Annotated in this window: 23 protein-coding genes; 11 read left to right on the forward strand and 12 right to left on the reverse strand. The window is 69.7% G+C overall.

Annotation, left to right across the window (positions count from 1 at the left end):
* The first annotated feature begins 255 nt into the window (after positions 1–255).
* Positions 256–2,517, forward strand: a complete 2,262-nt coding sequence (locus ACWEFB_RS26885; protein ID WP_452289730.1) for a discoidin domain-containing protein — start codon at positions 256–258, stop codon at positions 2,515–2,517.
* Positions 2,518–2,622: 105 nt separating this feature from the next.
* Here the strand turns inward: ACWEFB_RS26885 and ACWEFB_RS26890 are convergent, their stop codons facing one another.
* Positions 2,623–3,720: a lytic polysaccharide monooxygenase auxiliary activity family 9 protein gene (locus ACWEFB_RS26890; protein WP_452289732.1), complete on the reverse strand. Its 1,098-nt coding sequence runs from the start codon at positions 3,718–3,720 to the stop codon at positions 2,623–2,625.
* A gap of 285 nt (positions 3,721–4,005) precedes the next feature.
* Here ACWEFB_RS26890 and ACWEFB_RS26895 point away from each other — a divergent pair, with 285 nt between their 5' ends.
* Positions 4,006–5,154 carry a low temperature requirement protein A gene (locus tag ACWEFB_RS26895; protein ID WP_452289734.1) on the forward strand — a complete coding sequence of 383 codons (1,149 nt, stop codon included), beginning with the start codon at positions 4,006–4,008 and terminating at the stop codon, positions 5,152–5,154.
* A 24-nt stretch (positions 5,155–5,178) separates the two neighbouring features.
* Here the strand turns inward: ACWEFB_RS26895 and ACWEFB_RS26900 are convergent, their stop codons facing one another.
* Positions 5,179–5,691 (reverse strand): O-acetyl-ADP-ribose deacetylase, encoded by a 513-nt coding sequence (locus tag ACWEFB_RS26900; RefSeq protein ID WP_452289736.1) that lies wholly within the window; start codon positions 5,689–5,691, stop codon positions 5,179–5,181.
* 257 nt (positions 5,692–5,948) lie between these two features.
* Here ACWEFB_RS26900 and ACWEFB_RS26905 point away from each other — a divergent pair, with 257 nt between their 5' ends.
* Positions 5,949–6,248: a hypothetical protein gene (locus tag ACWEFB_RS26905; protein ID WP_452289738.1), complete on the forward strand. Its 300-nt coding sequence runs from the start codon at positions 5,949–5,951 to the stop codon at positions 6,246–6,248.
* The gene (locus tag ACWEFB_RS26910) at positions 6,248–7,894 is read left to right on the forward strand and encodes an amidase (protein WP_452289740.1); all 1,647 of its coding nucleotides are present in this window, start codon (positions 6,248–6,250) and stop codon (positions 7,892–7,894) included. Before ACWEFB_RS26905 ends, ACWEFB_RS26910 begins: the two co-directional genes overlap by 1 nt.
* A 50-nt stretch (positions 7,895–7,944) precedes the next feature.
* Here ACWEFB_RS26910 and ACWEFB_RS26915 read toward each other — a convergent pair whose 3' ends face one another.
* On the reverse strand, positions 7,945–8,877 hold the full coding sequence (locus ACWEFB_RS26915; RefSeq protein WP_452289742.1) for an ArsR/SmtB family transcription factor: 933 nt from the start codon (positions 8,875–8,877) through the stop codon (positions 7,945–7,947).
* A 591-nt stretch (positions 8,878–9,468) separates the two neighbouring features.
* Here ACWEFB_RS26915 and ACWEFB_RS26920 point away from each other — a divergent pair.
* Entirely contained in the window at positions 9,469–11,127 is a 1,659-nt protein-coding gene (locus ACWEFB_RS26920; RefSeq protein WP_452289744.1) for a S9 family peptidase, read from the forward strand.
* 45 nt (positions 11,128–11,172) lie between these two features.
* Here ACWEFB_RS26920 and ACWEFB_RS26925 read toward each other — a convergent pair whose 3' ends face one another.
* Complete coding sequence (locus ACWEFB_RS26925) at positions 11,173–11,553, reverse strand: hypothetical protein (RefSeq protein WP_452289746.1); 381 nt, start codon at positions 11,551–11,553, stop codon at positions 11,173–11,175.
* 169 nt (positions 11,554–11,722) lie between these two features.
* Positions 11,723–12,502, reverse strand: a complete 780-nt coding sequence (locus tag ACWEFB_RS26930; RefSeq protein WP_452289869.1) for a helix-turn-helix domain-containing protein — start codon at positions 12,500–12,502, stop codon at positions 11,723–11,725.
* Between the two features lie 68 nt (positions 12,503–12,570).
* On the opposite strand from ACWEFB_RS26930, the gene ACWEFB_RS26935 reads away from it, so the two are divergent.
* The 3 genes from ACWEFB_RS26935 (at position 12,571) to ACWEFB_RS26945 (ending at position 14,010) form a co-directional block, all read left to right on the forward strand.
* A complete protein-coding gene (locus tag ACWEFB_RS26935) occupies positions 12,571–13,008 on the forward strand; it encodes a nuclear transport factor 2 family protein (RefSeq protein WP_452289748.1) in 438 nt (145 codons plus the stop codon).
* Between the two features lie 91 nt (positions 13,009–13,099).
* Positions 13,100–13,360, forward strand: coding sequence for a hypothetical protein (locus tag ACWEFB_RS26940; RefSeq protein WP_452289750.1), 261 nt, complete (start codon positions 13,100–13,102; stop codon positions 13,358–13,360).
* Between the two features lie 29 nt (positions 13,361–13,389).
* Positions 13,390–14,010: a hypothetical protein gene (locus tag ACWEFB_RS26945; protein WP_452289752.1), complete on the forward strand. Its 621-nt coding sequence runs from the start codon at positions 13,390–13,392 to the stop codon at positions 14,008–14,010.
* A gap of 63 nt (positions 14,011–14,073) precedes the next feature.
* Here ACWEFB_RS26945 and ACWEFB_RS26950 read toward each other — a convergent pair whose 3' ends face one another.
* Positions 14,074–14,307, reverse strand: coding sequence for a hypothetical protein (locus ACWEFB_RS26950; protein ID WP_452289754.1), 234 nt, complete (start codon positions 14,305–14,307; stop codon positions 14,074–14,076).
* A gap of 144 nt (positions 14,308–14,451) precedes the next feature.
* Between ACWEFB_RS26950 and ACWEFB_RS26955 the strand changes: the two genes are divergently transcribed.
* Entirely contained in the window at positions 14,452–14,694 is a 243-nt protein-coding gene (locus ACWEFB_RS26955; RefSeq protein ID WP_452289756.1) for a hypothetical protein, read from the forward strand.
* Between the two features lie 30 nt (positions 14,695–14,724).
* Here the strand turns inward: ACWEFB_RS26955 and ACWEFB_RS26960 are convergent, their stop codons facing one another.
* From ACWEFB_RS26960 to ACWEFB_RS26970, 3 genes are all read right to left on the reverse strand, one after another.
* Positions 14,725–15,342 carry a TetR/AcrR family transcriptional regulator gene (locus tag ACWEFB_RS26960; RefSeq protein WP_452289758.1) on the reverse strand — a complete coding sequence of 206 codons (618 nt, stop codon included), beginning with the start codon at positions 15,340–15,342 and terminating at the stop codon, positions 14,725–14,727.
* Positions 15,343–15,353: 11 nt separating this feature from the next.
* Positions 15,354–15,806 (reverse strand): nuclear transport factor 2 family protein, encoded by a 453-nt coding sequence (locus ACWEFB_RS26965; protein ID WP_452289760.1) that lies wholly within the window; start codon positions 15,804–15,806, stop codon positions 15,354–15,356.
* A gap of 180 nt (positions 15,807–15,986) precedes the next feature.
* Positions 15,987–16,205 carry a winged helix-turn-helix domain-containing protein gene (locus ACWEFB_RS26970; RefSeq protein WP_452289762.1) on the reverse strand — a complete coding sequence of 73 codons (219 nt, stop codon included), beginning with the start codon at positions 16,203–16,205 and terminating at the stop codon, positions 15,987–15,989.
* A 231-nt stretch (positions 16,206–16,436) separates the two neighbouring features.
* On the opposite strand from ACWEFB_RS26970, the gene ACWEFB_RS26975 reads away from it, so the two are divergent.
* Complete coding sequence (locus ACWEFB_RS26975; RefSeq protein WP_452289764.1) at positions 16,437–16,646, forward strand: hypothetical protein; 210 nt, start codon at positions 16,437–16,439, stop codon at positions 16,644–16,646.
* On the forward strand, positions 16,643–17,614 hold the full coding sequence (locus ACWEFB_RS26980; RefSeq protein ID WP_452289766.1) for a hypothetical protein: 972 nt from the start codon (positions 16,643–16,645) through the stop codon (positions 17,612–17,614). The genes ACWEFB_RS26975 and ACWEFB_RS26980 overlap by 4 nt, the downstream gene beginning before the upstream one ends.
* A gap of 413 nt (positions 17,615–18,027) precedes the next feature.
* Here the strand turns inward: ACWEFB_RS26980 and ACWEFB_RS26985 are convergent, their stop codons facing one another.
* The 3 genes from ACWEFB_RS26985 to ACWEFB_RS26995 all read right to left on the reverse strand — a co-directional run bounded on the left by ACWEFB_RS26985 (position 18,028) and on the right by ACWEFB_RS26995 (position 22,165).
* Positions 18,028–18,882: a hypothetical protein gene (locus ACWEFB_RS26985; protein ID WP_452289768.1), complete on the reverse strand. Its 855-nt coding sequence runs from the start codon at positions 18,880–18,882 to the stop codon at positions 18,028–18,030.
* Complete coding sequence (locus tag ACWEFB_RS26990) at positions 18,879–21,419, reverse strand: FtsK/SpoIIIE domain-containing protein (protein ID WP_452289770.1); 2,541 nt, start codon at positions 21,417–21,419, stop codon at positions 18,879–18,881. Before ACWEFB_RS26990 ends, ACWEFB_RS26985 begins: the two co-directional genes overlap by 4 nt.
* Positions 21,420–21,607: 188 nt before the next feature.
* Positions 21,608–22,165, reverse strand: a complete 558-nt coding sequence (locus ACWEFB_RS26995; RefSeq protein ID WP_452289772.1) for a hypothetical protein — start codon at positions 22,163–22,165, stop codon at positions 21,608–21,610.
* Positions 22,166–22,253: the final 88 nt, after the last annotated feature.

A 22,253-nucleotide genomic window follows, 5' to 3' on the forward strand; every position in this document is an offset into this window, starting at 1 on the left:
GCTGACAATTCTCGCTAACCGCCTCTGCGTGATGACTACTCATTTAACCGTCATATCGGACAGGAATCGATGTTCGTCTTGACGGCCCGAAACAGCGGCGTAACACTCGTCGGGAGAGCGCTCTCACTGTTAGATCCCGCAGGCGCGGGCCGACCGCCGGATCCCCCCGGCGGCCGGCCGTACCCACCCAGCCACGGCGTCGCCACGCCACGACTGGGCCGCCCCACCGCGCCCTATCCCCGACAGGTGGGCCCAATGGAAGTTCATCGTCGCACCACGCGCACACCCTCGACCCGATCCCGATGGGGTGTGCTCGCCGCCCTGGCCGCCGCACTGCTGGCGCCCGTACCGTTCATCGCCACCGCACCGACCGCCGCGCAGGCCGCGCCGACCCTGATCTCCCAGGGCAAGCCGGCCACCGCCTCGTCCACCGAGAACGGCGGCACCCTCGCCCCCGCGGCGGTCGACGGCAACGCCGGCACCCGCTGGTCCAGTGCGTTCAGCGACCCGCAGTGGCTACAGGTCGACCTCGGCGCCACCGCCACCCTCAGCCAGGTGGTGCTGAACTGGGAGACCGCCGCCGGGCGGGCGTTCCAGATCCAGACCTCGCCGACCGGGTCCGCGCCCTGGACCACGATCTACTCGACCACCACCAGCACCGGCGGCGTGCAGACGCTCCCGGTGACCGGCAGCGGCCGCTACGTACGGATGTACGGCACGGCCAGGACCACCGGTTACGGCTACTCGCTCTGGGAGTTCCAGGTGTACGGCGAATTCGGCACCGTCCCGCCGACCACCCCGCCGACCACCCCGCCGGTCACCGGCACCCCGGTCGAGCCGACCGACCCGCGCAACCCGAACTTCGGGTCGAACACCTTCGTCTTCGACCCGTCGACGCCGACCTCGACCATCCAGAGCCGGCTGAACACCATCTTCGCCGGTCAGGAGACGAACCAGTTCGGCCCCGAGCGGTACGCCGTGCTGTTCAAGCCCGGCAACTACACCGCCGACGTGAACCTGGGCTTCTTCACCCAGGTCGCCGGCCTCGGCTTCTCCCCCGACGACGTGAACCTCAACGGTCACGTACGGGCCGAGGCGACCTGGTTCGGCGGCAACGCCACCCAGAACTTCTGGCGGGCGGCGGAGAACCTGTCAGTGACCCTGCCGGCCGGGGTGACCGTGGAACGCTGGGCGGTGTCGCAGGCCGCCCCGTACCGGCGGATGCACCTGCGCGGCGCGCAGAACCAGATCCAGCTCTGGAACGGCGGCGACGGCTGGTCCAGCGGCGGGCTGATGGCCGACACCCGGATCGACGGTCTGGTGGTCTCCGGTTCGCAGCAGCAGTGGTACTCGCGCAACAGCGAGTTCGGCAACGGCTGGACCGGCTCGGTGTGGAACATGGTGTTCCAGGGTGTGGCCGGCGCACCGGCGCCGAACTTCCCGAACCCCTCGCACACCGTTCTCCCCACCACCCCGGTGGTCCGGGAGAAGCCCTTCCTGTACGTCGACGGCAGCGGCGAGTACCGGGTCTTCGTCCCGGCGCTGCGGCAGAACAGCACGGGCACGACCTGGTACAACAAGACGCCGGCCGGTAGCTCGCTGTCGCTGAGCCAGTTCTTCATCGTCCGGCAGGGCACCCCGACGGCGACCATCAACGCCGCGCTGGCCCAGGGCAAGGACCTGCTCTTCGCCCCGGGCGTGCACCGGGTCAACGACACGATCCGGATCACCCGGCCGAACACCGTCGTACTCGGCCTCGGCCTGGCGACGATCGAGCCGCAGAACGGCGTGACCGCGATGTCCGTCGCGGACGTGGACGGGGTGAAGGTCGCCGGCATCATGTTCGAGGCCGGTACGACCAACTCCGCCACCCTCATGCAGGTCGGTCCGGCCGGTTCCAGCGCGGACCACTCGGCCAACCCGACCTCGCTGCACGACGTCTTCTTCCGCATCGGCGGAGCGGTCGCCGGCAAGGCCACCAACAGCCTGGTGATCAACAGCGACGACGTCATCGGCGACCACATGTGGCTCTGGCGCGCCGACCACGGCAACGCGGGCACCTACGGTTGGACGATCAACACCGCCGACACCGGGCTGGTCGTCAACGGTGACGACGTCACCATGTACGGCCTTTTCGTCGAGCACTACCAGAAGTACCAGACGATCTGGAACGGCGAACGCGGCCGGACGTACTTCTACCAGAACGAGTTCCCGTACGACCCGCCGAACCAGGCGGCCTGGATGAACGGTTCCACCCGCGGTTATGCGGCGTACAAGGTGGCCGACGCGGTGAACACCCACGAGGCGTGGGGGCTGGGCAGCTACTCCTTCTTCAACGTGGATCCCAGCGTGGTCGCCGAACGGTCCTTCGAGGTGCCGAACAAGTCCGGGGTTCGGTTCCGCAACATGGTCTCGGTCTCGCTCGGTGGCGTGGGGACGATCAACCGCGTCATCAACAACACCGGCGGTCCGGCGAACCAGGCCACCCAGACTGTCTACGTGGTCAGTTACCCGTAACGAGTCCGCTCGCCCACCAGGCCTGCGGTAACGCCACCGCGCCCGGTCCGGTCGTTCGTCGACCGGGCCGGGCGCGGCCCGTTGTGGTTCCGGATCACGCCATGGTCAGGTGGCGACGCAGGTCGGGGTCGGTGCACCGTTGCTGCCGGTCCACGAGCCGAGGAAACCGAAGGTGGTGCTCGCACCGGCACCGAGGCTGCCGTTGTAGGCGACGTTGGTGGCGGTGACACCGGTGCCGGAGGAGGTGACGGTGGCGCCCCAGCTCGACGCGACCGTCTGCCCGTTGGGCCAGGTCCAGGTCACCGTCCAGCCGCTGATCGCGGCGCTGCCGGCGGTCACCCGTACGTCACCCTGGAAGCCGCCCGACCACTGGCCGGTGACCGTGTAGGTGGCGGTGCAGCCGCGCGGCGTACCCGGTGGTGTGGTGGCCGGCGGCGTGGTGCGGGTCGGGGTGGGTGTCGGCGTACGGGTGGGGGTGACCGTCGGGGTAGGTGTCGGACCGGCACCGCCGGGGAAGTTCACGTCACTGCACCAGTAGTACGACTGGTCCATGTGGCTGGCCTGCCAGATGGTGAACACCACGTGCCGGCCGGTACGCCCCGGCGCGGACACGTTGATCGAGTTGGAGACGCCGTTGAGGACCGGGTCGTTGGTCCGGGTCCCCTGGCCGGGCGGGATCACCCCGGTCGAGGCGACCTGTTCGAGGTCGGCCCAGCGCAGCGGTTGGGTGAGCGGGTTGTGGCCCTGCCGGGAGACGTACACCCGGTAGTAGTCGGCGCCGTGCAGGGCCTGGTCGTGCACGGTCAGGGTGAAGTTGTTGTTCACCGACGCGGCCCGCCATGCGCCGGGTGTGTCCATCGCCGCGTAGCGGGGCCCGCCGGTACGGCCACCGCTGCACAACTGCCCGTCCGGGACGGCGGCCTGGTGGTTGCCGGCCACGCCCTCGCGGTAGAGACCGTTCCAGTTCCACATGCCGTTCGGGTCGTTCTGCCAGGCCTGCCAGCACATCGGATCCTCGGTGGCCATCTCGGGCGCCTGGAAGTTACCGCCCCAGCGCAGCCAGCAGCCGTAGTTGCGCGACGGTGGGCTGATCGTCGAGCCGTGCGCGGAGGCGTTCTGCACCCAGACGGTGGTGAGCAGCAGCATGACGAGCGCGGCGACGGCCAGCACTCGGGTGGTCAGTGGTCGGATGGACAGGGGCATCGGGGCTCCCGGTGGAGAAGTAGGGTGCCCCGCACGAGCCGCGGGTGGGGGAACGGAACCATGGGGCGGGCCGTACGCGAGCACGCGCGAAGGCGGAAGGCGTGGAACGAGTACGCGGGAGGCTGCCCGTCACCCCCGCACCGGGTACGTGGCTCCCGCACCGGCCCTACCTCAGTAGATTCACACGCCTCTATGACTTCTGTCAATAGTTTGCCTATTAAACTAAGAGCGCGTACGGCCCGGCCGGATCGAGGTTTCGGCGGCGCCGCTCTACCCTCGGTGGCCATGACACCTTCGCGTTGGCGCCAGGCGAACCGGGCTCCCGCCGACCGGGTGACGCCGGTCGAGATCTTCTTCGACGTGGTCTTCGTCTTCACGCTGACCCAGCTCACCCGGATCCTGGAGGAGGACCTGTCGCTGGCCGGTGTCGGCCGAATCGCCCTGATCTTCGCGGTGCTCTGGTGGATGATCACGGGGTACGTGTGGCTGCCCAACCACGTACCGCCCCGGTTGCCCGCACAGAAGCTCTTGCTCTTCGTCGGGATGGCGGGGTTCCTGATCGCCGCGATCGGCGTCCCGCACGCCTTCGACGGGACCGGTGTCGTCTTCGGGGTGGGCTACGCCGTGGTGACCTGCGTACACCTGCTCCTGTTCACGCAGGCCGAGGTCGGCCGGGCCCTGCTCTGGCTGGCCCCGTACAACATCGGTTCGGCCGCGCTCGTGCTCGTCGGCGGATTCGCCGGAGGCACCGCCCAGTACGCGCTCTGGATCGCCGCGTTCGTCCTCGTCATGGTCGTCCCGTACCTGGTGCCACGCCGGTCGTGGGTCGGCGCCGCGTCCTCCTTCCACATCGTGGCGGGGCACTTCGTCGAACGGCACGGGCTCCTGGTGATCATCGCGCTCGGCGAGTCGGTGGTGGCGATCGGGATGGGCGTCGACGTCGACCACCTGACCGCCGGCACGGTCGCCGTCACCGTGCTGGCGCTGGTGCTCCCGGCCGGGCTGTGGTGGACGTACTTCACCGACACCCGGGGGTTGGAGAGCACGCTGGCGAACGCCGCAAGCGGGCGGCGGGCCCGGCTCGCCATCCGGATGGGCTTCGCCCACGTCCCGCTGCTGCTCGGGATCGTGATCACCGCCGCCGGGATCCACGCGGTGGTCGCGCACCCCGGCGAGCCCGAGTCGTGGCGCTCGGCGTTGGCGTTGGCCGGTGGGGTCGCGCTCTACCTGGTCGGGATCGCCCTGGCCCGGCGCTCACTGCACGTCGCGTCGCCGTGGAGCAGGCTGGTCACGGCCGCCGTTGTCCTCGCCACGGTGCCGGTCGGCACCCTGGGGATCGCCGGACTGCACCTCACCGCCGTGGTCGTGGTGGTCACCACCATGCTGGTGCTCGACCGCCGCCACCACGCCCGGGAGACGGTCCCTGTCGACTGACCGCCGACGCCGGAACCCGCCGGGCTACCGGGAATCGTCGAGCGCGGTCTGGAGCAACTCGCGGGTCGCCTCGTCGAAGGCGACCAGGCGGATCAGCTCGACCCGTGAGGGGGTGGACCGGATCGTGTCGACCGCTATCCCAGCTGCCTGCTGCGGCGGGAACCCGTAGACGCCGGTCGCGATGGCCGGGAAGGCGATCCGGCGTACGCCGAGTTCGTCGGCGACCTCCAGGCTGCGCCGGTAGCAGGAGGCGAGCACCTCCGCCTCGCCGTGTTCGCCGCCCTCCCAGACCGGGCCGACGGTGTGGATCACGTGCCGGACCGGCGGGTCGAGGTCGAAGGCCGGGGTCGCCTTCGCGTCGCCCGGATCGCAGGGCGCGATCGCCGCACCCGCATCCGCCAACCGGGGACCGGCGGCCCGGTGGATCGCCCCGTCCACCCCACCCCCACCGAGCAACGACTCGTTCGCGGCGGTCACCACCGCGTCCACGTCCTCACGGGCGATATCCCCCCGCACCACCTCAACCCGCACCCCCATCCCCCCATCCTCCCACCCCAACTCCCTCCCCGCCCCCCTCCCCACCCCCTCCCCCTCCCCCCACCCCACCCCGCTCGTTCGTCGATCTAGGGCGAATGGTGGTCAACGGAGATCCACTAGCGCGTATTTGCCCTAGATCGACGGGCATTGGGGCTGGTGGGGGAGGGGGTGGTTCACGGGTATGTGATCTTGGGGTCATGATCTCGACACAGGGTGAACCGAGAGTGGGGCAACGTTTTCCCAAGCGGAGGAGCACCATGGCACCCACACCGCCGACCGACTCCGAACTCGACATCCTGATCCGGGCCCGACTCGCCTCGCTCGGCATAGACCTGAGTCAACTCCCCCCGGGCACCACCGCCGACCCGGTGACCGGCTCCCCCGGTCAGGACTCCGTACTCGCCTCGCTGCGGTCGTTCGTCCGGAGCACCGTGACGTCGCTGGCCGCGTACCAGCTTCCGGCGCCCGCCGGATCCACCCCCGCGGTCGCCAAGGCGATCTCGCAGCAGGCCGCACCGATGCTCTACCCCTCGATCAGCACCGAATGGCGGAAGTGATGACAACGATCCAGCCCCAGGACCGTACGGTCGACCGCCGCGCCTTCCTCGCCCGTACCGCCGCCCTGGCCGCCGCCGCAACCGTCGGCAGCACCATCGCCCTCCCCTCGATCGCCCTCGCCGCCCCGGACAGCGGCACCGCCGCCGGCGGCAACCCGGTGAAGTGGAACCCGGCCCTGGACAAGCCGAGCGCCTACACCAAGCCCCGGCCGGAGGCGGTGGCCGATCCGACCGAGCTGACCATCTCCGAGGCCGCGTGGCTGATCCGTGCCGGCAAGCTCACCCCGGAGCAGCTCGTCGAGGCGTACCTGGCTCGGATCGAGGCGTACGACGGCACGTACAAGGCCTTCAACCTGGTGCTCGCCGACGCGGCCGTCAAGGCGGCGCGGGCCGCGGCCCGCAAGCCGCACCGCGGTGCGCTGCACGGCATCCCGCTCGCGATCAAGGACAACTACTGGACCGAGGGGGTGCCCACGACCGCGAACTCCTACCTGTTCCAGGACTTCGTCCCGCCGTACGACGCCACCGCGGTCGCCAAGCTGAAGGTCAACGGCGGGATCGTGATGGGCAAGACCCAGATGGGTCCGCTGGCCACCACCCGCGCCACCACCCCGTCCGGTGTGGTCACCACGGTCAACGCCTGGACGCCGACCAACCCGGGCACCGATCCCGGAGGCTCGTCCACTGGGACCGCCACTTCCGTCGCCGGTCGGCTCGTCTCGTCCGGGATCGGCACCCAGACCGGCGGTTCGATCACCGCCCCGTCGAACGCGCAGAACCTGACCGGGCTCAAGCCGACCATGGGTCGGGTGTCCCTGAACGGCATCATCCCGCTCAGCTACACCCGCGACCACCCCGGACCGCTGGCCCGTGACGCCAAGGACGCCGCGATCATGCTGACCGCGATGGCCGGCGAGGACCCGGCCGACCCGCGTACGCAGGGCCTGCCCGAGGTGCCGAACCTGCTCAACGCGGCCACCCCCCTGTACGACGGCAGCACCCTGAAGCTGCGCTGGCCGACCCGGATCGGTGTCCTGCCCGGCTACGGCAGCGGCACCTCCGCGACCGCGCTGGCCCAGCAGGCGTACCTGGCCAAGCTGGCCGCGATCCCCGGTGCGACCCTGGTCGACGTCACCCTGCCCGACGAGTGGGACCTGCTCACCGGCAACAACTTCAACAACGTACGGCTGCCCGAGCGCAGCGAGCCGTTCATGCCGTACCTGCGTACGGACCTGCGCGGGTTCGGTGTCTCGGTGACGAGCTGGTTGCAGGGCGCCCTGATGGGCGGCAACGAGTTCATCACCGGTCAGCGGGCCAAGCTGCTGCTGATGGAACGGGTCCTGGACCAGCTCTTCGAGACCTGTGACGTGGTGGTGCAGACCGGTCCGGTGCCGTTCGACATCCTCGGCCTGCCGGAGATCGCCTTCCCGATCGGGTTCACCGCCGCCGGGGTGCCGATCGGCGCGATCCTCGGCGGACTCCCGTACGGGGAGGACCGGTTGTTGTCGCTGGTGGCCGCGTACCAGGCGGTCACCGACTGGCACTGGCGCCGGCCCCCGAACCCGCCGGCCAGAGCGGCCGCGGCCCGGACTGCCGCCGTGACCCACCGCCTCACCGCCGACGAGGTCGCCGCCCTCACCCAGTGAGTGCCGGGAGGGGCCCCTTGTCCGAAGGGGCCCCTCCTGCCTGCGAAAACTCAGCGGTGCGGGCGCGGGATGCCGTTGAGCAGGTCGGCTCCGAGCGGGGTGAGGGCGTGCAGGACGGCCTTGCCCTGACGGATCGTGGTGATGAGCCCGGCCCGGCGCAGGACCGTCGCGTGCTCGCTGGCGCTGGCCAGCGAACCGGCGAGCCGTTCGGCGAGCTGACCGGTGGTGCACGCACCGCGGGCGACCGCTTCGAGGGCGTTGGCCCTGGTCCGGCCGAGCAGTGCGGCCAGCGCCTTCGACACCGCCCCGGCACCGGGCGCGCTCAGCATGGCGGCGGCGTCCGCGACCGTACGCATGACGGGAACGAACAGGATCACCGGTGCCCGGTCGTCGAGGGTGCTGGTGACGACGCTGGGCGTACCTTGGCAGAAGGCGGACGGCACCAGCACCAGGCCGCGTCCGCCGAGTACCAGGTTGCTGACCGGTGCGCCACGCCCCACCTCTAATATCGGTGAGCGCCAATGAAAACCGGGCGGTAAGGCGGCGAACATGGCCTCCACCCCGGACGCCGCCAGGGCGCCGGCATAGGTCGCGTGCTCGGCCTGCAAACGCGATTGGATCTGCGGCCAGTAGGGCGCCACCGCCACCTGATGATATTCATGCAGAAAGCGCACCATGTCGCGCCGGTCGACCCGTTCGGACAGCGGCTCGCGGACCGGCGGTCTCGGCCGGCGCGTCGCCCAATCACCGGCGCCCGGCCCTGATCGGGCCGCACCGACCAACTCCGGCCGGACCCGCTCCGGACCGGCCCTCAGCAGGGCTTTGAGTCCTTCTTCGAGTGAGTCGGTCGGCCCGGTGGCGGCGAACAGGTCGCCGTCCAGGTCGCCGAAGAGCGCTGCTGCCGGATGGGTGGTCACAGTCGACGTACGACGGACACGTTCCCGCCAGCCGCCGAACAGTCCCGGCGTTGCAGGTCTGTGCAATGTCAAGAGACTCAGGAACGTCTCACCGAGTGGTCCCCAGGTGGCCGCGACACGTGTTCTGGCCAGATCCTGGGCAGAGAAATGGATATGCAGCACGATTGCCCCCCGTTGGCTGGCGTGCCGATAAAGTTCGACAAGTATTACCGTCGGGTGCGCGAGGCGACAAGGGGCGAACCCACCGTCGAGCCTTTCGGCCAGGCCCGAAAGGCTCGGTTCCGGAATGCCGGTCACCTGCACGGAGGGTGACGCAGGTCGATGCTCGGCGGTCCCCGCGCAGACGTACGGTCGGGGTCGCCAGCTCGGATATGCCACGTTCGCCCGAACCATCCCGTACCGGAGGTTCGATGACATTGCGTAGTTGCAGCCGATAAACGGGGGTCTTGACGCGACAAAACCGGCGTGGTGAAGATGGCCCCACGGCGGTCCGCGGGGGCGATCGCCACGGGGAGAGGGCGACACGGTGGTGAACAACCTCCGCGCCGCGAGTCGGACCACAGTGGAACGGATCCGGTCCACGGCGGGACGACATCGGGCTTGGGTAGTGCAGGATCGGCAGCGCGGTTCGGCCGCTGCATGCGACGAGGCCGGGTGATGACCGGCGTACGGACGAGCACCAGGTCGCGGTTGAGGCGGGCGTTGCTCGCGCCGGCGTACAACACCTCGCCTCGGCTCGCCCCGGACGGGGGTGCCGTCGCGTTCGTCCGGAACACCGACGAGGGACCGGAGTTGTGGCTGCGTACGGCCGACGGTGACGAGCGCCGCCTCGCCGCCCATCCGGGTGAAACGCTCGCCGACCTGCGCTGGACCGCCGACGGCACCATGCTGATCTACCGGCACGGTCCCGTGAATGGCACACGGTGGAGCCTCGCCGGACTCCACCCGACCGTCGCCCGCAGCGGCGGCGGGGTCGGTGCGGTGCGGTATGAGACGCCCGGCTCGGTCACCGAGTACTGGCTGTCGCGCCACGACCCGGCCACCGCCGTCTACAGCTGTCGCCGTCCCGGTTCCTCCGGCCTCGAACTGTTCCGCCTCACCCTGACCGACCCACCCGACTCCGACTCCGGCGCCGACCTCGGCCCCGGCAGCGGCCCCGGTTTCGGCGGCTCGGGAGGGGAACCGGTGTCGGTCGCGGGTGACCAGGGCTTCCGGCAGTGGTTCGTGGACCCCGTGCTGCGTCCTCGCGGCGGGATCCGGCTGGGCGGCGACGGGTCGGTGGAGATCGTGCTGGGCGACCGCCTCGAATCGGCGCGCGAGGTGCTGAGGATCGGGGCCAGGGAGGCCGACGATCTCTCCGTCCAGGGCTTCAGCGCGGACGGACGCCGCCTGTTCCTGCTCACCAGCTACGACGCGAAGACCCGCAGACTGATCTCGATCGGCTCGACCAGCGGCGCCACGATGACGGTGTTCGCCCATCCCACGCTCGACGTCGACGGTTACCCGATCGCGGGCGACGGAGTCTGGTTCGAGCCGGCGACCGGGCTACCGGACATCTGCGCGGTCACCGACCAGCGCCTGCGCTACCACGCGCTCAACCCGGCCCGGCAGCAGGCGGTAGCGCGGCTCACCGCCACCGATGCCGGTTCGGCCGTCCTCGTGGACCGGAGCGCGGACGACCGTACCTGGTTGGTCGGGCGGGTGCGGGATGACGGGCCGGTCGCGTACCACGTCTTCGAACCGGCGACCGGCCGGTCCGAACCGCTCTTCCTCGACCGCCCCGACCTGGCCGGCTACCAGCTTCCGAAACTGGAGGACTTCATCTTCGTCGCCGGTGACGGCCGCGAACTGACCGGGTACGCCATGCGCCCGGTCTACCACCGGCTGCCACTGCCCACGGTCGTGGTGGTGCACGACGGCCCGGCCGACCGGGACTCGTGGCGCTTCCACGCCGAGGCGCAGTACCTCGCCTCACTCGGATACCTGTCCCTGCACATCAACCACCGTGGTTCACGCGGATTCGGCGTCGAGTTCCGGCGCGCCGGCAACAGCGGGTACGGCGGAAGAATGCAACAGGACCTCTACGACGCCGTCGCGCACGGGGTGCGGTCCGGTCTGGTCGACCGCGATCGGGTCGCCTTCCTCGGCACCTCGTACGGCGGACACGCCGCACTGCTGGCCGCGTACACCCGATCGGACCTCGTACGCTGCGCCGTCGCGATCAGCGACCGGCTCGGACACGTCCGGATCCCCACCGCCGACCGGGTGGTCCTCTTCGAGGAGATCGAACGTTTCCTGGCCGACCGCCTCGGCTGACGCCCCGACCGGCTCGGTCGGGGCGCCGCCGGAAGCAGGACGTGACTAGGCGACCCGGAAACTCCGGATCGCCTGGTTGGAACTGTGCAGGTCACTGGGCGGAGCCTGGCTCACCAGACCGGTGCAGTCGGCTCCCCGGTAGAGCAGGAGAGTCTTGTCGGTCAGGTTGACATGGCCGTGGATGTCGATCGGGCTGTTCACGCAGCCGGTGCTCAGCGGCACGCTGTACTGCACCTGCGGACCGTCGAACCAGATCGAGTCCCAGAAGCAGACGGTGCCGTCCACGTAGGTGCAGGTGGTGCTGGGCGCGGCAGCCGTCGTCGAGCCGGCCGAGGCGTACGCGGGCGCGGCGAGCGCGGCGGACGCCATCGCCGCGACGGACGCGGCGGCGAGTACTGACGTGAGGGTTGGCTTGCGGAGTCGCATGAATCCTCCTGTGAACAGGGGGTCGATGGGCTCTGCCGCGCGGCAAAATTGGCTTGTAAGCGCACAAATACGCCCCAACACCAAGTAGTTGAATCTTGCACTACCTCATGGGTGACGTCAACACCCTGCCGGTGATCCCGGTCCCGACCGGGGGCACCACGAGAGTGCGCTACGGCGTGAAGTAGGCGGCGCTCTCCGGGTCCGCCGGGTAGTAGGACTCGATCGCGATCTCGTCGATCGTGATGTCCATCGGGGTGCCGAACGTGGTGATGGTCGAGAAGAGTCGCAACTCTCGTCCGCCGATCCGGAGGATCATCGGAATCACCACGTCGGCGTCGACCCGTTGGCCCATCGGGTCCTCGGGCAGAGGTCTCAGCAGTTCTTCGTAGAGTGCGGTCAGCTCCGCGTCGGGAGCGGCGGCGAGCTGGCGCGAGATCCGGCTGCGGAAGACCGCACGCACGTCCGCCAGGTTGACGACCATGGAAGCAAGCCCGCGCGGGTCCAGGCCCAGCCGAACCAGGTTCACCGGTGGCCGCAGCAGATCGGGAGCGACCTGCGCAAAAAACGGGTCGACCGCGCGGTTGGTCATCACGATGTTCCACCGACGGTCGAAGACCAGCGCCGGATACGGCTCGTGCGCCCGGAGCACCCTGCGGACCGCGTCGAGGGCAGCCGACAGGGCGGTGTCGTCGAGCGGACGCTCCGCGTACCGGGGCGCGAAGCCGGCGGCGAGCAACAGCCGATTGCGATCACGCAGCGGCACATGGAGCTGATCGGCAAGCCGGAGGACCATGTCCGCGCTCGGCTTGGACTTGCCGGTCTCGACCAGACTGACGTGACGAGCCGAGACATCCGCGGCAATCGCCAGGTCGAGCTGACTGAGTCCCCGGTGCTGCCGCCACTGCCGCAGGAGTGCCCCGACCGTGTGCACGATCATGAGCGTACTCATCGTCACGCCGATCGCCATGACATGCGAGTTCATCGACAACCGAACGGGCCGACGCAACACTCGGCCCTATGACCATCGAGAACAAGAGCATCGTCCAACGTGCGCTGGCAGGGCTGATCGAGACGGGCAACGTCGATACGCTCGCCTCGTTCCTCAGCGACGACTTCGTCCACCACCGGCCGGATTCGACAGCCTCGACCAGGGCGGAGTGGCTCGCCGCCGTCCGCGCCGCACTGGGCCCGACCGCCGGTATGCAGGTCGAAATCCTTCACCTGCTGGCCGACGGTGACCACGTCGTGGTGCATTCGCGACGCCGGCTACCCAACGCGGGCCCGGAGATCGTGGTCATCGACGTCATGCGTATAGCGGACGGCTCCATCGCAGAGATATGGGAAATCATCGAACCGGTGGCCCACGCGGCCGCCAATCTGGTGTGGTGGGAATCCGCTCCAGAGGTAGCTCGGGATGCCCGCGGCGGCGATGAACTCGCGGTGCCTCTTTCCTGACGCGGGCATCGCCAGCAGGACTGACCTACTGTGCTCGGTCGGGTACGGTCAGCTCGGGGAAGAACGACCTAGACCGGGGAGGACCAGCAGCATGGCGTCGATCGAGGAGATCAAGGCGGGCGTGGCCCGATTCAGCAGTGAAACCAGCCAGCAGGCGGCCACCATCAGGGGCATCGCCGACCAGTTGGAGCAGACCACTGCACTGCTGCGCAGCCTCACCCAGGGCACCAGCCACTCGCGCGTCGGCGAGGCACTGGCCGGAATGGAGCAGGCCAAGCAGAAACTGCACGAGGCGACAACGCTCGCGCAGGGCGCGGTCGAGGCCACCAACAGCTACGCCGCCAGCTTCTGACCAAGGGGTACGTCATGCCAACCGTCATCGTGCCCGTCGGGCTCTCCATGGGACCGCGCTACCGGTACGTACGCCCGCCGGACCCGACCCCTGAGTGCTACGAGATCCACCTCGGCGACGACCTGGTGGAACTGACCGAAACCGAGGCGGCCGTGTGGGCGGCGGCCTTTGTCGATGCCGAGCGGCACGCCAAGCTGGCGGTGAACCGGAAGTCCCTGATCCAGCTCGTCCAGACCGCACCCAAGCCCGAGCCACGAGCCGCCGAGGTCGTCGACGACCTGATCGCCCGTGGCCTACTGGTCGAGTTCGACCCCGAGGGCAACCTCGAACCCGTCTTCCGCCACCACAAGCTCCTCCCCCTGGGCCAGGGCCTCGGCTCCACCGCCGAAGAACCTCACCTTCACCGCGTGGGTTTCGGCAATCAGGTTGCCATCGGTCTTCCCGTTGACGTCTACGGCCTCTGGGCCTTCTCCCATCGCGATCCCAACCTCTGGCAGGCATGCGTCCTGTACTCGGACGACAGTGAGAACCAGGCCGAGGGAGACGACCCGATGAACGCGACACCGCAGGATGTCGCCCAGGACGTGGCCGCGAACCTGCCACTCATGATCTCGTCAGGTTGCGCCTTCCTTGATCCTGTGGCGCGCTGAATGGGGTGGCGGAAGGACAATCGAAGACAGCGGCAGGTAGAGCGCCCGTTCAAGCGCCGACTCCTATACGAGAGTGCCAAGGAAAGCCTTGGCAAAGTGCTCGAGTGGGGTGGAGCGGGCGTCGGCATGTTGTTGGGCCTTGCCGCTGCCCGGCTCGGCCTGCCACTTTCTCCTTCCGTTGCTGCCATCGGCGGCACCGTCGCTGGCGGACTCATCGGCGCACAGGCCAAGGCTGTCGTGGTTACCGCCATCGACCTCAGACGAGAACGCCGTGAGAGCGCCGTAGCTGGTGGGCACCGCAGCACGAGCACCAGCACCAGTGCCGGCGGCTCCCCCGCGCATGGCGCCGCCCAAGTCAACCCTCGTGGGGAGCACCATCGGGTTGGCGGTGCACGAGGTGGTTATCGAAGCCGGGGATCGGGAGGTGGGATCGCCGGGCAGGTGATTTCGGGGATCGAGCAGGTCATGGAGCAGATCGAGCAGACGGCCGCAAGGCTCAACGCCGTTGCTGCGAGCATGCGCAACAGCCAGGACTCGATGATGGTCCTGATCTACGGCGGGCGCGCCGACGTGGTGCGGCGTACGCACGACGCGATGTCGGGCGCTCGGGACAAGGTGTACGACAGCGCTGTCCTGCTGCGCAGCGCCAGCGAGGATCTGCGCGCCTACCGGGCGAGCATCTGACGAGTGGCGAAGTCAGCGCCGCCATCGATCTCAGCTTGAAGTCTTTCGAGTATCCGGGTCAGCACCCAAATGGGCGGCGAACAGGCCAGCCAGGCTTCGGGCCGTCTCCGCCGCTTCCTCGGGAGTGCCGGCGTTGGTCGCGGACTGCAGCGCGCCGTCTCGGGCGAGCACGACCAGGCCGTGCGCCAGGGCCCAGCTGACCAGCGACAGTTGCGGAACCTCGCCCTTCTGCGACCCTGATGCCCGACCGAGGACAACCGAGCTGAGTTCAGCGATGGCCTCTTCCTGTGCCGTACGCAGGGCCGGGTCGTCGGTGTGCAGCTCGGTGGGTCGGAACATCAGGTCGAACAAAGCGCGGTTGCCCAGGCCGAAGTCGATGTACGCGCGGCCCAGCGCCGAGAGCGGGTTGGCTGGCCGCGACGCCGAGACCGTGCGCAACGCGGCCGTCAACGCGGTGAAGCCCTCGGTCGCGATCGCGGTCAGGAGCCCCGCGCGGTCCTGGAAAAAGTATTTGGGCGCGGCGTGGGAGACGCCGGCACGGCGGGCAACCGCGCGGAGGCTGATCCCGGCGTGGCCGTGTTCATCGAGTTCCGCCCGGGCGGCGCTGAGCAGCGCAGAGCGACCATCCGCATCCGGCTTGCTGGGCATCAGTGTCCCGCTCAGCTCACGATGGGCTCGGCCGAAGCTTCGGTCACACCGTGGGCGGCGAAGACCTGCAGGGCCGCAGCGACGAGCTGGGAGTCCTCGTTGGCGTCGATCGACACGATCTTGCCCCATCTCATCTGCACGATGTGTACGCCATGGTTGTTGTACGGCGAGCCGTCCGGCATGTTCTGGGTCGCCGTCCAGCGGATGACGATCGTCGTGTTGTGGGGAGTGCCCTTCACCCAGACGTCGCGCACCGTCAGTCTCAGGGTTGGGCTGAGTCGTCCGAGGCGCTCGAACCACCGCCTCAACGCCTCCCGGTCGTGGCGCTCACCGCCGAGGGCGTGATCCCCACCGAAGCGATGGTAGACGTCCGGCACACAGTCCTTGAGCAGGGCGTCGTAGTCCTTCTCGTTGACCCGGTTGAAGTTCTTGGTAGCGATGCGCTTGACGATGGCGTGATACATGATCGCTCCTTCGGCGCACAGGGAAGCTCTTTGCTTGACACTGTCAAGTAAGGGACCTCCTGAGACTGACACGGCAACTTGACACTGTCAAGCGCTCAGTCGATCCGTGCCACCAGAAGCAGGCGAGGCGCTGTGGCGTTCCACTGCCCCTATGGGGGCCCTGAACCGCCACAGCCTCGGTCACCGCTCGGCGACGAACACTCCGACACCTCCGACGCCCTCCACCAGACCCTCGATCTTCAGGGCGTTGATGGCCTGTCGGACGACGATCGCGGACACGCTGTGCTGTGCGCAGAGTTGCGACGTGGACGGCAATTTATCGCCCGGAGCAAGTTCTCCGGACTCGATCTGAGCGTGGATGCTGTCGACAATCTGCGCCCATTTGGGCTTGGCGGGCATAGGTCACTCCCAGGTCTGCCCCGCCATTTGATCACGTCGCACCTTGTATGGCAACCAATAGCAAGTCAGGGTTGCGCGTACATCACCTGTCATATACGGTCTCCTCTATCCGGCTCCCAGGTCTGCAAACCACGGAGTTGGTCCCACCGCACAGAGCCCGGCCGATCGGTCCCCCTGGTCGGCCGGGTGCGTGAACCTGCCCGCACCTCAGCGACGGGAGGCACCAAACCGGTGAGCGCCACCCCACCCACCCCGCAACCCCACCAACAGCCGCCACCCGACTTCCTCTCCGAAGAAGATCTCGAAGACGCCGACGACATCCTGCGGGCTCACGCCCCGATGCGGGTCGCCGTCGTCAACTGCACCTGCGGTGCGGCGTACCCGTGTCTTGAGGTCCAGTGGGCGCGACTGATCAGGCAGGTCGCGGAGGCGGGCGGGTGAACGCCCTCTCCGAGACCTACTACAGCCGGTACGCCCAGGCCCGAGCCGCCGAGGCGCAACAAGCGATCGACCGGCACGTCGTGTCCGCGTACACCGGGGTCTGTTTGGGGTGCGGGCGGCCCGGCCCCTGCGACGAACGAGACCAGGCGGAACGGGCGCTGGCCCACTACTCCCGGCGCACCGGCAACCCACCGCCGGACAACCGGAGCCACCCGTCGAACTGGCCCACCCCCCGCCACCAGCCGACCCCGGCCAGGAATCCCGGAGCGAACAACTTGCTCAACACCGCGATCCGCACCGCCGACGGCACGGTCGACGCCCTGCGCGCCGCCTGCCTCGCCGCGACCGAGGCGCTCGAATGCGCCAACCAGCAGGTCGACGGCGTCGAGCATCCGCTCCCCCGAACCGCCCTCGCCAACTGGGACAGCGCCCTCAACCTCGCCTGGGAAGCCTTGACCACGGTCTACTCCGGCCTGGCCGAGGCCCGTCGACTCCCCAACGCCGAACCCCACAACGTGGGCGACGTGCTCGCCGGCCTCAAGGTTGCCCGCCTCGGCGCCGGCCGCGCCGCCCACCAGGTCGATCGGGTACGCCGACAGCTGTCCACCGCCGAAGACTGGCTCCGCCGCGACCAGGAGGATCCACGTGCTCTCGCCGCAGCCGAGCGCTGGGCCTGGGCGGGCCGCCGACTCGACCTGGTCGCCGCCCGCCTCGCCATCGGCTCCCGTGCCCTCGACCGGTACGCCGCCAACCTCGCCGGCACCCCCGAACCAGCCGCCATCAGCGTCACCGTCCGACTGGACCGCCTGCTGACCCGAGCCCGCCCGACCGTCGCGCAGACCCGAGAGGGCGTGACGGTGGCCGCCCGGCTCGTCGTCCGACGCCACCCGTGGGGCGGCTGGCGGGGCTTCTTGGCCCGGTGGCGGCACGAAGCCTGGAAGGAGTTCACCCGCCCGTGGACAGCCTGAACCCGTACAGCAGGGCGGTGCGTGACCTTGCCCTCGGCCGGGTACGCGAGCACCGCCATCGGCTGTGCAGCCTCGACGAGACCGGTTGGCGGCGGTACGGAGAGCTGCTCGACTCCGTTTTCCTGCTCTGCGTCGACCGGCGATTCCGGCCCGGCCAGGACCACGCCCCGATCATCCGGTTCGTCGCGAGTGTCCGGGAGCGGTACGACCACAGTGGCGTCGAGATCGACCCGGTGACCGCCGAGGCGCTGATCCAGGCCGCGCTCGGTCAGCGGGAGCCGCTGCCGATGGACTCCACCACGATCGCCGCCCAGACCATGCTCATCGTCGGGCTGCTCGACGACGAGGGCATGTCCTCCGCCGAGCTGACCGACCTCCTCCACACCGCCGAACTCAACACCGCCCGACCCGGCTCAGACGTCCAGCATGATGGTCCAGAAACAGGAGGTGATCGACATGATGACAAAACACATGGCGAAGCCGAGCCTGGCGTACCGGGCCGGTCGGCCGCCCCCGATCCGGGCCCGCCCCCAGGAGCCGAGGGCGAAGTAGGCGGCGAAGAAGGTCAGCGCCGGCAGTCCGGCGAGCATCCAGGCGTACAGGGTGAAGCCGTCGACGGCGCCGGCCTTGGCGACGAGCGCCAGCAGGGCCTGGGCCAGGTTGCCGGCGGCGATGAAGCCGACGTAGACCACGATCGCCCGGCTGAACGGCGACGAGCCCGGTAGCAGCGCCGGCTGCTGGGCCAACTCCTCGACCTGCGCGGCGGCCTCGTCGGCCGCTGCCGCCGCCCGGTGCGCCAGGTCCAGCTCGACGTCCGGGTTCACCGGCGCGGCCGGGTGCGACAGGTGTTGCGTGGGCGGACCGTCCTCGCCCGCCGACGGCAGCCGTGGGCCGGGCACCGCAGGTGCCGGTGCGGGCGTCGAGGTCAGCGCCACCCGATCGGGACCGACCGGCAGTTCCGGGTACGCCGAACCGCCCGCCAACTCCTGCTCCGCACCCTGCTGATGGGAGGCCGGCGACCCGAGGTGCCCGGCGACGGTCAGCGGCGGCAGTGGGGCGCTGAGCTGCGGGACCGGCTCCCCGATCAGTTTGGCGAGTTCGACCAGCCGTTGCTCCTGCATGGTGAGCCGCTGCCCGAGCTGGTCGATCGTGTCACCGGTGGCATCACGGCGGGCCGCCGCCTGCGCGGTCGTACGCTCACCGGTGCGCTGGAGCTGGTGCAGGTGCCGGGCCAGGGTGGCGTACTCGTCGAAGCCCTGCATCGTCACTGCCCCTCGTCCAGCTCGTACCCGGGTCGAACGAACGGCACGATCAGCCGGCTGCGCTGGTCGTGCCGATCCACCAGCAGCGCCCGGTTCGCCCGGGGCGTGTACGCCAGGTCGTGCATCCCGAGGTACATGCCCAGTTCCCCACCGGGCACGTTCAGCGCCACCAGGCAGGCGATGTCGTCCTTGTTGTGCGCCCCGCCGATGTCGTCGGCGAGCCGGCGCAGCCCCCGCCACCAGCCGAGCAGGTGCACCCCGTACGCCGGGCCGTGGCGCAGGACCTGCTGGAGGTCGTCGAGGCCGGACCGGTAGTTCTGGTCCTTGGCGGACAGCACTCCGCTGGCCCCGTCCATGCCGAAGGCCACCAGGTAGGTCCGGTCGCTCGGCTGGGCGACCGGCTCGGCGAGTTTGCGGATCTCCTCCCGCAACGCCATCGCGTCCAACCTGGTCACCGGATGACCGGCGGCGACCAGTGCGTCGGCGGTCGCGTCGGCCACCTCGTCGGCGGCGGCGACCAGCGGCGCGAGGAGGAACCGGGCGGTACCGGGCTGGGCCTGGCGGGCCAGGCTGAGGGTGGCCGCCTGCAGCACGTCGGCACCGACCGGGGTGGTGCCGACCACCGCCAGGTGCCGGCCGGGGGTGGCGTCGAGCATGAACATCGCCGAGGTCAGGTTCACGTCGACCACCCGGCCGACCAGGGCCATCGGCCGGCGTCCACCGGGCATCAGGCCACGGAACGTCGGGTCGTCCTCGACGTGTGCGGAGTCGTACCCCTTGAAGACCGCGGGTGGGAACGAGCCCTGCGCCCGACCCTGCCACAGCTCGTGCCGCAGCGCCGCGACCCGCGCGGCGCTGCCGTGTGCGTCCGGAAAGCGGACCACCGTGTTCGCCGAGGAGAGGCCGGCGGCGGGGTTGATGATCGCGGAACCGAGCGGGAGCGCCCCGGCGGCCTCGTTCAGGGCATCGAGTACGCCGGAGCCGCCCGGCAACGCCACCCGGAGCGGGAACTGGCCGAAAATCGAGTCGACCTTGCCGTAGAGCGCCTCGATCCCGGACATGCTCTGGCTGGCCAGCACCAGGTGGATGCCGTACGAGCGGCCCTTGCGGGCCAGTTCCTCCAGCAGTGCGACCGCCTCGCGGGCGAGCGCGTCGTTGCCGGCGAACAGCACGTGGAACTCGTCGATGACGGCCACCACCCGTGGCACGGGCTTGCCGTCGCGGGGCAGGTCGGCGAGCTTGGTGACCCCGTGGCGCTTGAGCGCGTTCGCCCGCCGGTTCAGCTCCCGTCGCAGCTCCCGCAGGACCGCCACGCCGTACTCCCGGTCGGACTCGATGCCGACGGCGCGGGCGTGCGGGATCCAGGAACCGTCGTGCCCGGTCGGGACGAACTCGGTGAAACTGACCCCCTCCTTGAAGTCGAGCAGGAAGAGGGCCAGTTCGTCGGGTGAGTAGCGGGCGGCGAGTCCATAGAGGACGTCGAGCAGGAAGACGGTCTTGCCGGAGCCGGTCCGGCCGCCGACCAGCCAGTGCGGCGTGGCGTCGTCGAACGCCAGGGTCACCGGGTCGCGGCCGTTGCGGCCGATGACCGTACGCAGCCCGGTGCCGGCCGACTCGGTCCAGTTGCGGGCCGGCAGCAGGTCGGCGAACTCCAGACTGGCGTCCCGCCGGGTGGCGTCCCCGTGCCGTTCCGCGACGGCGGCGATCGTCCCGGCGGGCGGGTCCCCGTCGAGCAGGACCGGCACCACCAACCCGGTCCCGTCCCCGCTGTACGGCCACCACGGCGGGTCACCGACCCAGGCATAGTCGCTGTCGCGGGTCACCCGCGTGGTGTTGCCGAACGGAGGCGGTTCCAGCCCCGTCGACCGGGGCGGATAACCGGCCGCCAGCACGCACACCCCGGCGGCCGGGCCGGCGTGCGTCAACGCGGCCAGCCGGGTCAGCTCGGCCCGCCCCTCCGGCATGGACGCCGCCACCACCAGCAGCAACTGGTCCCGGCCGTTCGGGTCGGAGTGGCTGGCGCGGGCGTGCTGCTCGGCGCCGGTGAGCAGGGCCTGGATCTCCCCGTCACTGGTCGCGGGCGGGCTCAGCACACCTGCGTCGACGAGTGGCCGAAGCGGCAGGAACGTGGCGCCGAGCGCGGCGTTGTCGATCGCCACCACCCGTACCGAGCCGGCCGGGGCGGCCATCAGGAGCCGGATCACCAGGGAACGCAGCGCCGCCCCCGTACGCGGATCGCGGGCGTCGGTGTCGATCGCCAGGTGCGCCCCACCGACCAGCGGTACGACCACCGGGAAACCGCCGTCCGAAGTGGCCGCCTCACCGACCCGGATCGGCACCGGGCGGCCCGGAAACTCCGGTCCGGCCGACACGGCGCTGAGAGCTTCGCCGACCCGGCGCAGCCGCTGCACCATGTCCCCGGTCTCGGGCGGTGGCGGCGGGGCGGTGACTCCGGCGAGCCCTCGACGGGCGGCGTCCAGATGCGCACGCGCCTGCCGGTGTGCCGCGACCGCCCGCCCGTACGTGACCGCGAGCCTGCCCACCCTGCTCCCCCACCCCTGTCGGCGTGCGTAGTCACCGGAACACTAACCGAAGCACCCCCGTACGGGCACCCGGACGCGACCGAGTCACCACTCCTCCGACGATCTTGCACTTGTGGCGCCCGGATTGGGGCAGTCATCCGAGTTTGTGTACCACCACAAGTGCAGGATCGTCGCGCCACCTGGACGCCTCAGCAGGGGTCGATGTGGTAGACGGGAGTCCAGACGTAGTTCGAGTTGTGGCTGGGAGCGGCCGACGAGCGGCCGAGTTCACTACCGTCCGCTCCGAGGAAATACGCCCGGGTACCCGGAGTTTGAGTGTTCATCCAGGATCCGTACCCGGCCCACGTCGGGATGTGGATCCAGACCGAACATCTCCATTCGGAACGCTTTTCCCCACTCCATCCGCCTCCGCTCCAGGCGCAGAAGTAGAGTTCGGCACAGCTCGCCAGTGTGCCGATCGGCTGGTTGAGTTCGCGGGCGTACTTCTCCCCGGGAAGATTGAGGAGCAGGTGGCTGCCGGGGGCGTACTCGATCTTGTTTGCGGCGACCTGCTTGCCGCCGAGCTGATCCAGCCGGGCGTCGACACGTTTCTGCAGCTCATCGGCTTCAGCAGCGGTGAGGCCCGCCGACCGGGCGTCGGCCCGGAAGTCCTGGCCACCGGCACCCGGGCCGGCGGGTGCGGCGATGGCGGCATTGACGGGACCGAGGAACAGGGCCGCCAGGACCATGCTCGTCAGAAATGGCATTCGTGAGCCGAACCAGATTCTCGACACAAACAACTCCTCCGACTAGGGACACCGACAGGCAGACGAACGGGCAGCTGCGCTCCGACCC

The sequence above is a fragment of the Micromonospora sp. NPDC004704 genome (assembly GCF_053601675.1).

Excerpts from the sequence above, each read along its gene's own strand:
- ACWEFB_RS26920 (WP_452289744.1), top strand. The coding sequence starts at position 9,469 with ATGACCGGCGTACGGACGAGCACCAGGTCGCGGTTGAGGCGGGCGTTG.
- ACWEFB_RS26940 (WP_452289750.1), top strand. The coding sequence starts at position 13,100 with ATGGCGTCGATCGAGGAGATCAAGGCGGGCGTGGCCCGATTCAGCAGT.
- ACWEFB_RS26960 (WP_452289758.1), bottom strand. The coding sequence starts at position 15,342 with ATGCCCAGCAAGCCGGATGCGGATGGTCGCTCTGCGCTGCTCAGCGCC.
- ACWEFB_RS26970 (WP_452289762.1), bottom strand. The coding sequence starts at position 16,205 with ATGCCCGCCAAGCCCAAATGGGCGCAGATTGTCGACAGCATCCACGCT.
- ACWEFB_RS26885 (WP_452289730.1), top strand. The coding sequence starts at position 256 with ATGGAAGTTCATCGTCGCACCACGCGCACACCCTCGACCCGATCCCGA.
- ACWEFB_RS26965 (WP_452289760.1), bottom strand. The coding sequence starts at position 15,806 with ATGTATCACGCCATCGTCAAGCGCATCGCTACCAAGAACTTCAACCGG.
- ACWEFB_RS26925 (WP_452289746.1), bottom strand. The coding sequence starts at position 11,553 with ATGCGACTCCGCAAGCCAACCCTCACGTCAGTACTCGCCGCCGCGTCC.
- ACWEFB_RS26905 (WP_452289738.1), top strand. The coding sequence starts at position 5,949 with ATGGCACCCACACCGCCGACCGACTCCGAACTCGACATCCTGATCCGG.
- ACWEFB_RS26910 (WP_452289740.1), top strand. The coding sequence starts at position 6,248 with ATGACAACGATCCAGCCCCAGGACCGTACGGTCGACCGCCGCGCCTTC.
- ACWEFB_RS26900 (WP_452289736.1), bottom strand. The coding sequence starts at position 5,691 with ATGGGGGTGCGGGTTGAGGTGGTGCGGGGGGATATCGCCCGTGAGGAC.
- ACWEFB_RS26935 (WP_452289748.1), top strand. The coding sequence starts at position 12,571 with ATGACCATCGAGAACAAGAGCATCGTCCAACGTGCGCTGGCAGGGCTG.
- ACWEFB_RS26930 (WP_452289869.1), bottom strand. The coding sequence starts at position 12,502 with ATGAGTACGCTCATGATCGTGCACACGGTCGGGGCACTCCTGCGGCAG.
- ACWEFB_RS26995 (WP_452289772.1), bottom strand. The coding sequence starts at position 22,165 with ATGCCATTTCTGACGAGCATGGTCCTGGCGGCCCTGTTCCTCGGTCCC.
- ACWEFB_RS26895 (WP_452289734.1), top strand. The coding sequence starts at position 4,006 with ATGACACCTTCGCGTTGGCGCCAGGCGAACCGGGCTCCCGCCGACCGG.
- ACWEFB_RS26890 (WP_452289732.1), bottom strand. The coding sequence starts at position 3,720 with ATGCCCCTGTCCATCCGACCACTGACCACCCGAGTGCTGGCCGTCGCC.